This window comes from Metabacillus sp. 113a, from assembly GCF_050107635.1.
GTDB lineage: Bacteria > Bacillota > Bacilli > Bacillales > Bacillaceae > Metabacillus_B.
Window position 1 is genome coordinate 291,594 of record NZ_JBNILJ010000001.1, and the last position, 15,660, is coordinate 307,253.

A 15,660-nucleotide genomic window follows, 5' to 3' on the forward strand; every position below is an offset into this window, starting at 1 on the left:
AGGGTTTTCCTATTGGTTTCTTTTTCTTGACTGTTCCGGACTTTCCATGCTGGCTGCCCCGTTATTCTCCAGTGACTGATCGCGATCGGACTCTACACGCTTGCTTTGCTTCAGTTTCTTTTCCTGACGGTCTTTACCCATCTTTTTGCCTCCCTTTATTTTTTTCTGTTAAACTTTGGCTGATGATTGCAGCTGCCAGGTGTTTGCTTATCCAGTGGCGGCCGGTGAGCCGCCTCCTGGCTTCGGTCTCACCTGGCCCGCAGCTGTTAGCCCTGAGTCTCACGCGTTCCGCTCCAATCAACAGATGTGAAGATCACAACTGTGCTTTAAATAAGCCTGCTATTTACACTTCTATAAACCCAGGGTTCTCCTTATCCGAAGAGGGAGAGGCTGTGCTCGTGCCGGCCGCATTCTTTCGAGTAAGGTTTTGCTTCAGACCGCTTATTGGTTTCGTAAAGCAGTCTTTTGAATAGTGTGGCTGTTTCCACTTAAACTATCCCTTCTTTTCCGATTAACGATTAAAAATTTTCATTTCCTTCCATAATGAGAAAGTAAGGAGGGGCTTGAATTGGAAGGAATCTACTTTTATTGGATTGCCTGGTGTTTATGGATTGGGGTCACATTTATCATGCAAAAATCGAACAGACGGACGTTTTTATCCTATTTTCTCCTGCTTTTGATTATATGGGCAGGGTTTGCTGTTAAACTTCCAATTGGAGAGCTGTCTCCTGCTTATCTGATGCTTTTACTGGCTGGATTCGGAATGGCAGCTCATTATAGAATGAACGGTCTTAAGCTAATGCTTTGTTCGATGGGATTGGGAGCAGGATATGCTGGTTTAAAACTGATGCAGTTATACGATCCGGTATGGTTTACAATCAGTCCTGCAGGCATTTTGTTAATTGTCTGCTTTTGCGCAGCCGGGGTTCTTGGGAAGCTGGTTTTCGAAAAGCTGCCGGTTTTTCTGATCGGATGCTGCACCGGAGAGCTATTATATGAAATCATTATTTATCCGATATCAGGCTCCGTTCAAATCGGCCAGCCGGCGTTCCTGGATTTCATCCTTTTTGGTGCAGCAGGTTTCACCTTTTGGGGCTTGCTGAAAGGTATTGGTTTATCGTTCAGTACATTTTTACAAAAGCCCGGCAAGGCAAAACAGAGCAATAATGCTTAAAAATCTCTGAACCTGTATAATTGGGTGTGATATTAAATTGTTTATTGCCCTGAAAGCTGATATGATAGGGTTGGTTACCCTTCTTAGAAATTGCAGGAAGGGTTTATTTAATGAAGAATGAAATGATATGATCGTATTAATAATAAATTCGTTTAATACAGGCAGAACCAGTCTTCTTTTATACAGGCTGACGTGCAGGATCGTGTTGGAAAGGATGTAAATTTAAATGGCAAAACCAGTAGTAGCAATTGTAGGAAGACCTAACGTGGGGAAATCCACTATATTCAACAGAATCGTCGGAGAGCGTGTGTCGATAGTGGAAGACCGACCGGGTGTAACGAGGGACAGGATTTATAATAAAGGAGAATGGCTGAACTATGAATTCAATATTATTGATACGGGCGGAATCGATATTGGAGATGAACCGTTTCTAGCCCAGATCAGACATCAGGCGGAAATTGCCATTGATGAAGCTGACGTTATTATTTTTATGACCAACGGCAGGGAGGGGGTCACGGCTGCTGATGAAGAAGTAGCTAAGATCCTTTACCGCACTAAAAAACCAGTTGTGCTTGCAGTTAATAAAATTGATAATCCTGACATGAGAGAATCGATGTATGACTTTTATGCGCTCGGATTCGGAGATCCGTTCCCGATTTCCGGTTCCCACGGCATCGGATTGGGAGACATGCTTGATGATGTCATAAAGCATTTTGCCGGCATCAGCCAGGCCGACTATGATGAGGAAATCATTAAGTTCAGTTTAATAGGAAGGCCGAACGTCGGTAAGTCCTCTCTGGTAAATGCAATGCTCGGTGAAGAACGTGTTATTGTCAGTGACATAGCAGGAACAACTAGAGATGCTGTAGATACGGTTTTTAAACATAACGGACAAGAGTATGTCATTATCGATACGGCGGGGATGAGAAAAAGAGGAAAGGTTTATGAATCGACTGAGAAGTACAGTGTACTCCGGGCATTGAAGGCAATTGACCGGTCTGATGTCGTTTTGGTCGTCATCAATGGTGAAGAAGGAATCATTGAACAGGATAAGAAAATCGCGGGGTATGCTCATGAAGCAGGGAAAGCGATTATCATTGTGGTCAATAAATGGGATGCGGTAGAGAAAGACGAAAAAACCATGAAAGCTTTCGAACAGAATATCCGGGAGCATTTCCTTTTCCTCAGCTATGCCCCTGTTGTGTTTCTTTCTGCTAAAACAAAGAAGAGAATTCACACACTTGTACCTGAAATTATTAAGGTCAGCGAAAACCACTCACTCAGAGTTCAAACGAATATCCTGAATGAAGTGATTATGGATTCAGTTGCGATGAACCCGACTCCATCCGATAAAGGGAAAAGGCTTAAAATTTATTATGCTACCCAGGTAGCAGTGAAGCCTCCGGCATTTGCTGTATTTGTTAACGAACCTGAGCTGATGCATTTTTCGTATGAACGTTTTTTAGAAAATCGAATCAGAGAAGCGTTCGGGTTTGAAGGAACTCCGATCAAGATTTTTGCTCGGGCTCGGAAATAAACCAAGTAAACAACGGCTGGGGGTATAAATATGGAGAAAATTGCAGTACTTGGCGCAGGAAGCTGGGGGACCGCCCTCGCTTTGGTTTTGGCTGACAACGGCCACGATGTAAGGCTTTGGAGCCATAGGGGCGAGCTTGCAGAAGAAATCAATACGACAAGGAAGAACAGCAAGTACCTTCCCGGGATCTCGCTTCCTGAGGGTATTAACGGGTATTCTAATCTGCTGGAGGCTTTAAATGATGCAGACATCATCGTCGCAGCAGTGCCGGCAAAGGCAATCAGGGAAGTGCTCGCTGAAGCAAAAAAAGTGATCAGCCGCCCTGTGACAGTTGTTCATGTCTGCAAAGGAATTGAGCCGGATTCACTTAAAAGGATCTCGGAAATTATTTCAGAGGAGCTTCCACCGGAAGTCCTGAAGAGTCTGGTGGTCCTATCGGGTCCAAGCCATGCGGAAGAGGTCAGCTTAAGACATCCGACAACCGTTACATCGTCTTCGGATGACTTAAAAGCAGCAGAATATGTACAAGAGTTATTTATGAACCAGCATTTCCGGGTGTATACAAATCCGGATGTGATAGGTGTGGAAATCGGCGGAGCTCTAAAAAACGTGATTGCTCTTGCTGCCGGTATAACAGACGGGCTTGGCTACGGCGATAATGCCAAGGCTGCCCTCATCACAAGGGGACTTGCAGAGATTGCAAGGCTTGGAAGCGTTATGGGCGGGAATCCTCTAACCTTTTCAGGACTGACCGGAATTGGGGATTTAATTGTGACATGCACAAGTGTTCATTCACGCAACTGGCGGGCCGGGAATATGCTGGGCAAAGGCCATGCTTTAGAGGAAGTCCTGGACAGTATGGGAATGGTGGTTGAAGGAGTGCGGACTACAAAAGCCGCCCATCAGCTGGCTCAAAAGTTTCAGGTTAAAATGCCGATAGCAGAAGCGTTATATGGTGTGCTTTTTAATGATCAATCACCAAAGGAAGCGGTGGATTCATTAATGGGACGCGGGAGAACGCATGAGATGGAAGATCTTGTGAATATTATGGAAAATCGTTTGCAGTAGTCATGCCTCTTATTCGCCATTCGTGCATACAATATGCTAAGATTCATCCTTCATTCGCTTCCTCTCGTTTGAGAACCGCCATTTGTAAAAAAAGCGGCAAAAACTCAGGAAAATGGGCATTAGAGGATGCAGCCAATCACTGAATCGCATAAAATAAACCGAAGCATTTGCAGAGTTGTTTTTCTTGGCTGGGATCATTAGTCAGTTTCCCCTTAAGCTGAAGTAAGGAAGCCCCCTCTTTACTTCAGTTTATATTTTTTGAAAATTGGGACAAGCATAGTTGTAACCGCTAACATTTCGGATTGGAGGGATTGGTTTGACACCAGGGCTTATAAAAATGTGGATTGCATTGTCTTCGATTGCGTTTATGTTTATGGCGGTTTTCTCTATTTATTTGGGCAGGTACAAAATGAAAAGCGGGTTTATGAAAATAACAGTGTCTGCTGTGGCGTACCTGTTTATGATATCAGCGGGCCTGCTCATGATTTTTGTCGTATTCAGCGGACCTGTATCAAAATGAGCGGAGGTGGAGCAGATGAAAAAATCAGCGGCAGCGGGATTGCTTTTCACTTTCCTGTTTCTGAGCGGCTGTTTATATCCTCAGGCAGAGCTTGCTCAAAATCAAGTCCCTTACAAAGACCAGCTCGATTTTGTTCAAAAAGCCGTTGATCAGTATAAAGAAAAAACAGATGGACTTTTGCCGATTAAAAACAAAGATATGAATACTCCAATCTATGAGAAATACCCAGTGGATTTTGCAAAGCTCGTACCGGATTTTTTGCCGGAAGCTCCCGGAACCGCCTATGAGAGCGGCGGAATATATCAATATGTCCTGATAAATGCAGAAACAAAGCCGGAGGTTAAACTGATTGATCTAAGGATGGCTGAAGAGATTAGGGATCTCCGCATCAGGATCAGCGCCTATATCCAATCAAACCGGTATCCGCCCTATAAAGAAGTGCTGGAGGATGGAGTTTTTACGCTCGACTATCAAAAACTCGGGCTAAAAGAACCACCCGCAGTAACAAGCCCTTATTCGGAAAATCAGCTTCCGCTTTTAATTGGAAGCAAAGGAGAAATTTTTGCGGATTACCGAATAGATTTACATAAAGCGCTAAAAGAAACAAATAAGAAGCCGGATCAAAACGAGGATATCAGAGCCCTTCTCGTTGAAGACTCCGTTTTTGTCCCTGCATTTTCAAAACCATATACCGTAAATGAAAAGAACGAACCCATTTTTATGAAGAATTAAGGAATGAACCCTTCTGGAGACCCATACACTCCGATAGAAGGGTTTTTTACTTTGAATGATTCAAGGCAGAAAATTTTTCTTAAACAGGCATAAACAATTAGGACAACATCATACACATATAGTGTCCTTAACAAATGTGAAAAAAATCGGGGTATCCCAATATAGCTAAACCGGGAGGGGATCGCTTGGAAAAGGTAGATATTTTTAAAGATATTGCTGAACGCACCGGCGGCGACATTTATCTGGGCGTAGTCGGAGCTGTCAGAACGGGGAAGTCTACATTCATTAAGAAATTCATGGAATTAGTGGTGCTGCCAAACATCGGCAATGAGGCGGACAAAGCGAGAGCCCAGGACGAACTGCCTCAAAGTGCAGCCGGCAGAACCATCATGACAACGGAACCTAAATTTGTACCGAACCAGGCTGTTAGTGTCCATGTGGAAGAAGGCTTGGAAGTCAACATCAGGCTTGTAGACTGTGTAGGGTATACAGTGCCGGGTGCAAAAGGGTATGAAGACGAAAATGGCCCTCGTATGATCACAACTCCATGGTACGAAGAGCCGATTCCGTTCCATGAAGCGGCTGAGATCGGAACGAGGAAAGTAATTCAGGAGCACTCAACCATCGGTGTCGTCGTTACGACAGACGGAACCATTGGCGAAATTCCGAGAACAGATTACATTGAGGCAGAAGAGCGGGTAATCGACGAACTAAAGGAAGTCGGAAAGCCGTTCATTATGGTCATTAATACCGTTCAGCCTTATCACCCTGAAACGGATAGGCTGAAGCAGCAGCTAAATGAAAAATATGATATTCCTGTTCTGGCAATGAGCGTTGAGAGCATGAGGGACAGTGACGTCATGAACGTTTTAAGAGAAGCACTTTATGAATTCCCGGTGCTCGAAGTGAACGTGAACCTCCCGAGCTGGGTCATGGTGCTCAGGGAAAATCACTGGCTGCGTGAAAGCTACCAGGAAGCGGTTAAGGACACGGTAAAAGATATTAAAAGGTTAAGGGACGTAGACAGAGTCGTAAATTTCTTCAGTGAATATGAGTTCATTGAGCGTGCGAGCCTTGCGGGAATTGAAATGGGGCAGGGAATCGCAGAAATTGATCTCTATGCTCCGGATTACTTATATGACGACATCCTCCGTGAGGTCGTAGGGGTTGAAATCCGCGGAAAGGATCACCTGCTTCAGCTAATGCAGGACTTTGCGTATGCGAAAGCAGAATATGACCAAGTGTCTGATGCCCTGCGGATGGTGAAGCAAACAGGCTACGGAGTCGCAGCTCCCGCCCTTTCAGATATGAGTCTGGATGAACCGGAAATTATCCGGCAGGGGTCAAGATTCGGTGTAAGGCTGAAAGCTGTCGCCCCTTCCATTCATATGATTAAAGTGGATGTTGAATCAGAGTTTTCGCCTATCATTGGCACGGAAAAGCAGAGCGAGGAATTAGTCCGCTATTTAATGCAGGACTTTGAGGACGATCCGCTATCGATCTGGAATTCCGACATCTTCGGACGTTCCCTGAGCTCAATTGTCAGAGAGGGGATTCAGGCTAAGCTCTCCCTCATGCCTGAAAATGCACGGTATAAGCTGAAAGAAACACTGGAGAGGATCATTAATGAAGGATCCGGCGGTTTGATCGCCATTATCTTATAAAAGCTTTCCCCGTCTAAACAGGCGGGTTTTTTTTATTATAGTAAAACTTTGCGGAAGCCCGCACTTTCATCCAGCCGAAAAAATTGGCTGCAGCTGACAAACCCCGTAATGGCAGGGTTTCAAAGTAGTTTACATAATGTAATAACGAATGCAGTTCATTGTATTTTATTCCCCAAAACCCTTTTATATCAAGGAATGACAGCGGATTTTCTTGCGAAGGGCGGTCAATTATGATAATCTACTATCAGCATTTAAGAGAATAATTTCTCTTAGATGGTCAGATTTGCCTAAAATATGCGCGTTTTCAGCGGAAAATCATTGAATTCTTATTGTTTATCCGTTAAGATAAGCGTGTTAACAGTAAAAGCTTGATTTAACGTATATTTCAGGCAATTTCTGTGAAGAAATGTAATAACAGCTTAACTGTTATTCTACCCATCTTGGGAGGAGGTGAAAGGCATGAACAAAACTGAACTAATCAATGCAGTAGCTGAGGCTAGCGAATTATCTAAAAAAGACGCTACTAAAGCAGTTGAATCCGTTTTCGACACCATTCTCGACGCATTAAAAAGCGGCGATAAAGTACAGCTGATCGGTTTTGGTAACTTCGAAGTTCGCGAGCGCGCGGCCCGCAAAGGACGCAACCCGCAAACTGGTGAAGAAATCGAGATTCCGGCAAGCAAAGTGCCTGCTTTCAAACCAGGTAAAGCACTTAAAGACGCTGTTGCTGGAAAATAATCAGCATCAGTTGTGTATGGCATGACTAAATACATACACGTTTCTTCACAGACAGCCCCTTTTTAGGGGCTTTTCATTTGTATGTACATAATGGCAATTCTGATGGAAGAACTCCTTCGAAACGCATCGGCACGTGCTTTAGCTTTTGCTTTTAAACTCGTGGTTGTGCTAGAATCTGAATCAAATGAATGTTACTTACTATAGTAATTTGCGCAGGAGGCAGCTGAATGAACAAGATTAACCAAGGGCAGATTGAAGAAGCCGTTCGCTTGATCCTCGAAGCCGTCGGTGAAGACCCGAACCGTGAAGGACTGCTCGATACTCCTAAGAGAGTAGCCAGGATGTATGCAGAGATTTTCTCAGGTTTAAATGAAGACCCTTCCGAACATTTCAAAACGGTCTTCGGGGAAGACCACGAAGAACTTGTCCTTATAAAAGATATTCCTTTCTATTCTATGTGCGAACATCATCTCGTGCCATTCTTTGGACATGCTCACGTAGCTTATATCCCCAAAGGCGGTAAAGTAACCGGTTTAAGCAAGATGGCACGTGCTGTTGAAGCTGTAGCAAAACGCCCGCAGCTGCAGGAAAGAATCACTTCAACAGTGGCTGACAGTATTGTAGATTCCCTTGAACCTCATGGTGTCATGGTAGTGGTAGAAGCTGAACATATGTGCATGACGATGCGCGGTGTGAAAAAGCCAGGATCTAAAACGATTACTTCAGCTGTCAGAGGCGTCCTGCAGCATGATCAGGCAGCCAGGGCGGAAGTGCTTTCTCTCATACGCGGTTAAGGTTTGAATTAAAACAAAAGGCGGTCGAATAAGATGAAAAATCCGGCTAATGATTACGTTGTTATAAAAGCAATTGAAGACGGAGTTCATGTAATCGGTCTGACCAGGGGGACAGACACTAGATTCCATCACTCTGAAAAACTTGATAAGGGCGAGGTCATGATTGCACAGTTCACAGAGCACACTTCAGCGATAAAAGTTCGGGGAAATGCAAAAATTATGACAAGCCATGGAGAAATGGAGAGCGACCCCAGAAGATAATAACCCGGACTCTTACCAGTGAAAACCGCCTGTTTTCACTGGTAAAGGCACTCTCCGGTTTATTACGGGAACAGACCGACAGATTATGATATAATTATATCTGCCGGTTTGGGCTTTTATGTCTTTGCTAGCAGGTCGAATTGACGATCAAATGAATAGTGGACAAGGGTGATTTCTTTGCAGAACATCTATGAAATATTGGCGGAATTAAAAGAGCGTTTAAATCTAAAATTGAGCCATCCTTATTTGGCGCGCTTTTTGGCTTCTCCAGTCCTGGATGAAGACAAATTGCTTCTGTTCTATGCAATTTTAGATGAAGCTCCTGTAACGGAAGAAGAAAAGAAAAATTACACGGTCACAGCTATGCTGGTTCAGATTGCCCTTGATACCCACGATAATGTTACAACTTCTGGCAATGTAGAGAAAGGGCAGTTGTTTAAACGGCAGCTTACTGTCCTGGCAGGGGACTACTATAGCGGCCTTTATTATTCTTTACTGGCAGAGATGAATGATGTCAAAATGGTTCGAACGTTAGCAACGGCAATAAAAGAAATTAATGAGCACAAAATCCGGCTTTACGAAGCATCTTCTTTGGAAATGGAGGATGCCGTCAAAAGCATGATTGTGATTGAAACAGCGTTATGCCAGCATTTATCCGACCATTTTGGCATTGATCTCTGGAAGGCTGTTTCCAATAAATTCCTTTCCTATAAGCGGCTCTCTGCTGAGAAAGCGAAAATGGTCTCGGGCAGCTCGCCGATGATTGAAAGGTTCTCCTCCGGCAAAACGGCTTTTCAGGATATGGACGCATTTAAAACAGATTTGGTGAACAGATGCAATTTTTATTTTGATGAGGCTGTTTCCCTCGTAGAAAGAAGCCTTGAAGGCTCTCACTCAATGAAGGGTGCGCTGCTGGGAAGACTGGAAAATCTAAGATTTCATGAACATATGCTAACTAACAAGCTTGCGGAAGAAGGGTTTTAAGAATGCAGCAGTCAAAAGAAGAGCGTGTACATGGTGTATTTGAAAAAATCTCGCCGCATTATGATAAGATGAATTCGTTAATCAGTTTTCAGCGGCATGTTGCATGGCGAAAAGAAACGATGAAAAGAATGGACGTAAAACCAGGAGCAAAGGCTCTGGATGTCTGCTGCGGAACAGCAGACTGGACTCTTGCTCTGGGAAGCGCTGTCGGCAGCAGCGGTGAGGCAATCGGACTGGATTTCAGTCAGAACATGCTTGCTGTCGGAGAAGAAAAGGTCAAGCAATCAGGAATGAAACACGTCTCCCTTATGCACGGCAATGCGATGGAGCTTCCTTTTGAGGATGATTCATTTGATTATGCCACAATCGGATTCGGGCTTCGCAATGTGCCTGATTATATGGCGGTTCTAAAAGAAATGCAGCGGGTCGTAAAGCCAGGTGGGCAGGTAGTGTGCCTTGAAACCTCACAGCCTGAGATGCCGGGTTTCAAGCAGCTCTATTATATGTATTTTCGTTTTATCATGCCGGTTTTCGGCAAAATTTTCGCAAAAAGCTTCAAGGAATATTCCTGGCTTCAGGAATCAGCACGGGATTTTCCCGGAATGAAGGAACTTGCAGCGATGTTCAGATCAGCCGGGCTGCAGGATGTGGAAGTAAAAGCTTTCACAGGAGGAGTAGCCGCAATGCATAAAGGCGTTAAACCTGTTAAATAACTCACTTGATTGTTGGTGGATGGAATGAAATTCAAAAATATATATACGTTCTTGAACAAAGACCTGGATTTAATAGAAAAAGAACTGGCATTAACCGTCCAATCCGATTATCCTATGCTCAGTGAAGCGGGTTTGGATATGCTTCAGGCAGGAGGAAAAAGGATTCGTCCGGTATTTGTTCTGCTTTCAGGCATGTTTGGCGATTACAGCATTGATCGAATTAAGCACACAGCAGTCGCCCTTGAGATTATCCATATGGCGACGCTTGTGCATGACGACGTAATCGATGACGCAGAATTGAGAAGAGGCAGGCCTACGGTTAAATCAAGATGGGACAACAGAATTGCGATGTATACAGGAGACTATCTTTTTGCAAAATCACTGGAACTCATGACGATGCTCGAAGATCCGCTGGCACACAAAATTTTATCCAAAACAATTGTTGATGTGGTCATTGGTGAAATCGAACAGCTGAAAGATAAGTACCGTTACGAGCAATCACTGAAAGACTATCTTAAACGAATCAAAAGAAAAACAGCCATTCTGATTGCTACAAGCTGCCAGCTTGGCGCCATATCAGCAGGAGTCAGTCCTGAACTGCATAAGAAGCTCTATCAGTACGGCTACAATGTAGGAATGTCCTTTCAGATTATCGATGACATACTCGACTTTACCTCCTCTGAAAAAGAGCTGGGGAAACCGGTAGGAAGCGACCTGCTTCAGGGAAATATCACTTTGCCCGTCCTCATTGCCATGGAGGATCCCTCATTAAGGAATCAGATTATAAAGGTTGGCCCTGATACAAAACCGGAAGAGATTAATCCTCTTATCGAACACATACTGAAGTCAGGCGCTATCGAAAAATCCTATGAAGTAAGCAACCGTTATTTGAGTAAAGCATTTGACCTGCTGAACGAGCTCCCTTCCAACAAGGCGCGCAGCACGCTGCACTCAATCGCTAAATATATCGGAAAACGAAAAATTTAGGATAATTCTCCACTTCTAATTGAATATTCCCTTTGGAAGTGGTACGCTTTTAAAGGGGAAATGAAAACCCATACATAATTTGACGGGGTGGAGAATTGTATATGGAAAAGACATTTTTGATGGTCAAGCCTGACGGTGTTCAGCGCCAATTAATCGGTGAAATTTTGCAGAGGTTTGAAAGAAAAGGCTTTCAATTAGCGGGAGCTAAATTGATGCAAATTTCTCCCGAGCTTGCTGAACAGCATTATGGCGAACATAAGGGGAAAAGTTTTTATAGCGAGCTAGTCGAATTTATTACGTCAGGTCCAGTATTCGCTATGGTCTGGCAAGGGGAAAACGTGATTGAGACGTCCCGCCAAATGATGGGGAAAACCAATCCGAAAGAAGCTCTTCCAGGGACAATAAGAGGAGACTATGGTGTCATTGTCGGAAAGAACATTATTCATGGTTCTGACTCTCCCGAAAGTGCCGAAAGAGAAATCGGCCTCTTTTTCAAACAGGAAGAATTAGTGGGATATGAAAAATTAATGAACAGCTGCATTTATTAATTAGTACCGGCCAGCCGCCAAGGCTGGTCCTTTTTATTTGGCTTTGTAAATGTATGATGTTGATCTATTAACACCTGTTGATTGGAGTGGAAGGCATGAGACTCCTAGCTAAGAGCTGCGGGAAAGGTGAGACCATGCAGGCGCAAAGCGGTTAGGAGGCTCACCTTTCCCGCCCTTGGATAAGCGAATGCCTGCTACCTGCCATCAACAGCCGAGTTTAACCGAGCTTTTTATTTAGACAGATGAAACCAGACTGCAGCTCGGCTGCTTTTTCACACTCTCTCACCTCAGTCCCTATTAAAGCAGACTTACTCTGTAAATACCGCCTGACTTTTCCGGGCCGTTTACTATATACTTATTTTGAAGCAGCAGAATAGAAGGAACAGGGGAAATCAACATGAATGAATACGTTCAATTTGCGAAAGATATTTATCAGCTGACTGGAATAGATTTAACGAGCTATAAAGAGGCACAAATGAAAAGAAGATTAACCTCCTTGTATGAAAAAAAGGGGTTTGGTTCATTCTATGGCTATTTTCAGGAATTGAAGAGGAATGATCTGCTGCTGCTTGAATTTTTGGATCGAATGACGATTAACGTTTCTGAATTCTACCGCAACTGCAAGAGGTGGGAGGTTCTGGAGAAAAAGATTATGCCTGAGCTCGCATCAAAAAACCATAAGCTTAAAATATGGAGTGCTGCCTGTTCTACCGGGGAAGAGCCCTATACTCTCGCAATGATTACCAGAGAGCTCGGTCTTTTGCCTCCTCAGCTGATTGCAACCGATCTGGATTCGAACGTCATTGCCCGGGCCAGGCTCGGTCTGTATCCTGAGCGCTCCATCAAGGAAGTGCCGGAGCATGTTAAAAATCAATATTTTAAGATACAGGCGGACTCATACGAAGTGAAGGAAGACATTAAAAAAATGGTCCAGTTTCAAAAGCACAATCTTTTATCTGATTCATATGGGAAAGAGTACGATTTAATTGTCTGCCGCAACGTTTTAATCTATTTTACAGAAGAAGCAAAAGAACGTATTTACCTCAAGTTCAGCCAGTCTCTAAAAAGCGGCGGGTACTTGTTCGTAGGAAGTACAGAACAAATCTTTCACCCGGACCGCTATGGGTTTGAATCAGCTGAGACTTTTTTCTACCGCAAAAACTAATTGATACCTACATTTTCTAAGAAAACTGTGATATAGTGTTTAATAATTAATTTATACATAAAAGCGTTAACGCGTTGAAGGGGGAGTCTGCAGAGTATGAGATATTTAACTTCCGGAGAGTCGCACGGGCCGCAGCTGACGGCTATTCTCGAAGGCGTTCCAGCCGGATTGCCGCTGACAGCCGAAGATATAAACCTGGATTTGGCCAGAAGACAAAAGGGATACGGCAGAGGCCGCAGAATGCAGATCGAAAAGGATCAGGTGTTGATAACCGGGGGAGTGAGGCATGGAAAAACGCTTGGTTCACCGATCGCCCTGACTGTAGAAAATAAAGACTGGAAGCATTGGACCAAAATAATGGGTTCAGAGCCTTTAGACGAAAATGAGGAAGCCGAAGTGAAAAGGCAAATCAGCCGTCCGAGACCCGGGCACGCTGATTTAAACGGAGCCATAAAATACGGCCACCGCGACATGAGAAATGTTCTGGAGCGATCTTCTGCAAGAGAAACGACGGTCCGGGTTGCTGCCGGGGCAGTGGCTAAAAGAATTCTGGAAGAGTGCGGCATTCAAATAGCCGGACACGTTCTTGAAATTGGCGGCATCCGCTCTAAGCATGCTTCTATTTCTAATGTCGGGGAGCTGAAAGCTAAAACTGAGGATTCTCCTGTCCGCTGTGCGGATGAAGAGGCTGCTGCAGAGATGATGGCAGCTATTGACCGGGCTAAGGAAAATGGCGATTCCATCGGCGGAATCGTGGAAGTGGTGGCGGAAGGCATGCCTCCCGGAGTAGGAAGCTACGTGCATTATGACCGGAAGCTGGATGCGAAAATTGCAGCGGCCATCATGAGCATCAATGCGTTCAAAGGAGCGGAAATCGGAATTGGGTTTGAAGCTGGAAGAAGATTCGGCAGTGAAGTTCATGACGAAATTGCATGGGATAAAGAGCGGGGCTACTATCGGAAGACGAATCGGCTGGGCGGCTTGGAAGGCGGAATGACGACAGGGATGCCGATTATTGCCCGCGGAGTGATGAAGCCGATCCCGACCTTGTATAAGCCTCTTCAAAGTGTTGACATTGAAACAAAAGAACCCTTTTCAGCAAGCATTGAGCGATCTGACAGCTGTGCTGTACCTGCAGCGAGCGTTGTCGCCGAGGCAGTTGTTGCCTGGGAGCTGGCAGCGGCTATTACAGAGCAATTCGGTCAGGATCGAATGGATCTCATACGGGAGAATGCAGAACTAATGCGGCAGCGCGCGAGGGAGTTTTAAATGGAAACAGTAACTGTACAAACAGGGACCGGCTCCTATCCTGTTTTCGTTGGCAGGGAAGCGTTGGCGCAAATGAAAGAAGTATTATCAGCTGAATCAGCGGTTTCCAGGAAAATCCTTCTTATCTCAGATAAGACCGTCTTCAGGCTGTATGGTGAGCGTGTGACCGAGCAGCTTCAAGAGCTGGGGGAGGTAGTGGTGTTTACCGTTGACAGCGGTGAACAGGCTAAATCCTTCGAACAGTATCATTCCATCATAACTTTTGCGCTTGAAAAGGGTCTTAACCGTAAAAGCATGATTGCGGCACTTGGCGGAGGGGTGATCGGTGATCTTGCCGGATTTGCTGCAGCGACTTATATGCGCGGCATTCCCTTTATTCAAATTCCGACGACTCTGCTTGCCCATGACAGTGCGGTAGGGGGGAAGACGGGCATAAATCACCCGGAAGGCAAGAACATGATCGGTGCCTTCCATCAGCCGGCAGCGGTTTTTTTCAATCCTCAATTTCTCGCCACCCTGCCTAAAAGTGAATTACGTTCAGGAATGGCAGAGGTAATCAAGCATGCATTAATTGCGGATGCGTCCTTTCTTTCTTGGCTTGAGGAAAATCCTTCCGCTATCGAAAGCCCGACTGAAGATCAGCTGGTTAAGATCATAACAGCGGGAATCAGAATAAAGGCGAGTGTTGTGGCAGATGACGAAAAAGAAACCGGCATCCGGGCATATTTGAATTTTGGCCATACGCTGGGCCATGCAATCGAAGCAGCTCTGGGCTACGGGAAAATGACTCATGGAGATGCAGTCGCTGCAGGAATGCTTTTTGCCCTGTGGCTTAGCAAAAAGGAGCTCGGCCTCGGAATAAACTATGCGAAATATACAAGCTGGTTTCAGGCCATCGGCTTTCCTTCCAATATTCCCGGGGGGCTTTCTTCCGAACAGTTGCTTACTTTAATGGCAGCGGACAAGAAAGCGGATTCCGGTGCGATCCGGATGGTTTTGCTTAATGAAATCGGATCGCCAGTTATCAAGTCCTTTCTTCCTGAAAAACTAAAAAGTCTGCTGGAAGCGTTCCGAAAGGGGGAGGCTGCATGATACGAGGGATCAGGGGTGCTACCACAGCAGCGGATAATTCAGAGCAATCCATCTGGACCGCCGCTGAAATCCTATTTAAAAAGATGGCTGCCGAAAACAACATTGAAGCGGACCAAGTTTCCAGCGTCATCATTACGTCCACAAAGGATTTGAATGCCGCTTTCCCGGCTAAATCCCTTAGAGAATTAAAAGGGTGGAAGCATGTTCCGGTCATGTGCATGGCAGAAATTGATGTGCCCCATGCACTTGAAAAATGCATAAGAGTGATGATGCACGTTGAGACGGATGCCGAGCCTCAAAGCATTCACCACATATACCTTGAGGGGGCTGTTGTCTTAAGACCTGATTTACAGCATCCTTAGCTTCAGGCTCTTCGGATTGACATCAGAGAGGTAACATACTAAAATATTCAGT

General features: G+C 44.8%; 18 protein-coding genes. 17 read left to right on the forward strand and 1 reads right to left on the reverse strand.

Annotation, left to right across the window (positions count from 1 at the left end):
* Positions 1 to 9 precede the first annotated feature (9 nt).
* Positions 10 to 141, reverse strand: coding sequence for a YpzI family protein (locus tag ACQCVE_RS01535; RefSeq protein WP_426843983.1), 132 nt, complete (start codon positions 139 to 141; stop codon positions 10 to 12).
* 427 nt (positions 142 to 568) lie between these two features.
* Between ACQCVE_RS01535 and ACQCVE_RS01540 the strand changes: the two genes are divergently transcribed.
* From ACQCVE_RS01540 to aroH, 17 genes are all read left to right on the forward strand, one after another.
* Positions 569 to 1,174, forward strand: coding sequence for a YphA family membrane protein (locus ACQCVE_RS01540; RefSeq protein WP_426861378.1), 606 nt, complete (start codon positions 569 to 571; stop codon positions 1,172 to 1,174).
* Positions 1,175 to 1,400: 226 nt separating this feature from the next.
* Positions 1,401 to 2,711, forward strand: a complete 1,311-nt coding sequence (der, locus tag ACQCVE_RS01545) for a ribosome biogenesis GTPase Der (RefSeq protein ID WP_426843985.1) — start codon at positions 1,401 to 1,403, stop codon at positions 2,709 to 2,711.
* 30 nt (positions 2,712 to 2,741) lie between these two features.
* Complete coding sequence (locus ACQCVE_RS01550; protein ID WP_426861380.1) at positions 2,742 to 3,779, forward strand: NAD(P)H-dependent glycerol-3-phosphate dehydrogenase; 1,038 nt, start codon at positions 2,742 to 2,744, stop codon at positions 3,777 to 3,779.
* 316 nt (positions 3,780 to 4,095) lie between these two features.
* On the forward strand, positions 4,096 to 4,299 hold the full coding sequence (locus ACQCVE_RS01555) for a DUF2768 domain-containing protein (protein WP_426843987.1): 204 nt from the start codon (positions 4,096 to 4,098) through the stop codon (positions 4,297 to 4,299).
* A 15-nt stretch (positions 4,300 to 4,314) separates the two neighbouring features.
* The gene (locus ACQCVE_RS01560; protein WP_426861381.1) at positions 4,315 to 5,031 is read left to right on the forward strand and encodes a hypothetical protein; all 717 of its coding nucleotides are present in this window, start codon (positions 4,315 to 4,317) and stop codon (positions 5,029 to 5,031) included.
* Between the two features lie 185 nt (positions 5,032 to 5,216).
* On the forward strand, positions 5,217 to 6,695 hold the full coding sequence (gene spoIVA, locus ACQCVE_RS01565) for a stage IV sporulation protein A (RefSeq protein WP_426843989.1): 1,479 nt from the start codon (positions 5,217 to 5,219) through the stop codon (positions 6,693 to 6,695).
* A 459-nt stretch (positions 6,696 to 7,154) separates the two neighbouring features.
* A complete protein-coding gene (gene hbs / locus ACQCVE_RS01570; protein ID WP_426843990.1) occupies positions 7,155 to 7,433 on the forward strand; it encodes a non-specific DNA-binding protein Hbs in 279 nt (92 codons plus the stop codon).
* A 227-nt stretch (positions 7,434 to 7,660) separates the two neighbouring features.
* Entirely contained in the window at positions 7,661 to 8,227 is a 567-nt protein-coding gene (gene folE, locus ACQCVE_RS01575) for a GTP cyclohydrolase I FolE (RefSeq protein WP_426843991.1), read from the forward strand.
* A 33-nt stretch (positions 8,228 to 8,260) separates the two neighbouring features.
* On the forward strand, positions 8,261 to 8,488 hold the full coding sequence (gene mtrB / locus ACQCVE_RS01580; protein ID WP_426843992.1) for a trp RNA-binding attenuation protein MtrB: 228 nt from the start codon (positions 8,261 to 8,263) through the stop codon (positions 8,486 to 8,488).
* A gap of 177 nt (positions 8,489 to 8,665) precedes the next feature.
* Positions 8,666 to 9,472 (forward strand): heptaprenyl diphosphate synthase component 1, encoded by an 807-nt coding sequence (locus tag ACQCVE_RS01585; protein WP_426843993.1) that lies wholly within the window; start codon positions 8,666 to 8,668, stop codon positions 9,470 to 9,472.
* Positions 9,473 to 9,474: 2 nt separating this feature from the next.
* A complete protein-coding gene (locus ACQCVE_RS01590; RefSeq protein ID WP_426843994.1) occupies positions 9,475 to 10,185 on the forward strand; it encodes a demethylmenaquinone methyltransferase in 711 nt (236 codons plus the stop codon).
* Positions 10,186 to 10,209: 24 nt separating this feature from the next.
* Positions 10,210 to 11,172, forward strand: coding sequence for a heptaprenyl diphosphate synthase component II (gene hepT / locus ACQCVE_RS01595; RefSeq protein WP_426843995.1), 963 nt, complete (start codon positions 10,210 to 10,212; stop codon positions 11,170 to 11,172).
* Between the two features lie 101 nt (positions 11,173 to 11,273).
* Positions 11,274 to 11,720 (forward strand): nucleoside-diphosphate kinase, encoded by a 447-nt coding sequence (gene ndk / locus ACQCVE_RS01600; RefSeq protein ID WP_426843996.1) that lies wholly within the window; start codon positions 11,274 to 11,276, stop codon positions 11,718 to 11,720.
* 397 nt (positions 11,721 to 12,117) lie between these two features.
* Positions 12,118 to 12,885, forward strand: coding sequence for a CheR family methyltransferase (locus ACQCVE_RS01605; protein WP_426861383.1), 768 nt, complete (start codon positions 12,118 to 12,120; stop codon positions 12,883 to 12,885).
* Positions 12,886 to 12,981: 96 nt separating this feature from the next.
* Positions 12,982 to 14,154 carry a chorismate synthase gene (gene aroC / locus ACQCVE_RS01610; protein ID WP_426861385.1) on the forward strand — a complete coding sequence of 391 codons (1,173 nt, stop codon included), beginning with the start codon at positions 12,982 to 12,984 and terminating at the stop codon, positions 14,152 to 14,154.
* Positions 14,155 to 15,246 carry a 3-dehydroquinate synthase gene (aroB, locus tag ACQCVE_RS01615; protein WP_426861386.1) on the forward strand — a complete coding sequence of 364 codons (1,092 nt, stop codon included), beginning with the start codon at positions 14,155 to 14,157 and terminating at the stop codon, positions 15,244 to 15,246. It begins immediately after the preceding gene.
* Positions 15,243 to 15,608, forward strand: coding sequence for a chorismate mutase (gene aroH, locus ACQCVE_RS01620; RefSeq protein WP_426844000.1), 366 nt, complete (start codon positions 15,243 to 15,245; stop codon positions 15,606 to 15,608). Before aroB ends, aroH begins: the two co-directional genes overlap by 4 nt.
* Positions 15,609 to 15,660 lie beyond the last annotated feature (52 nt).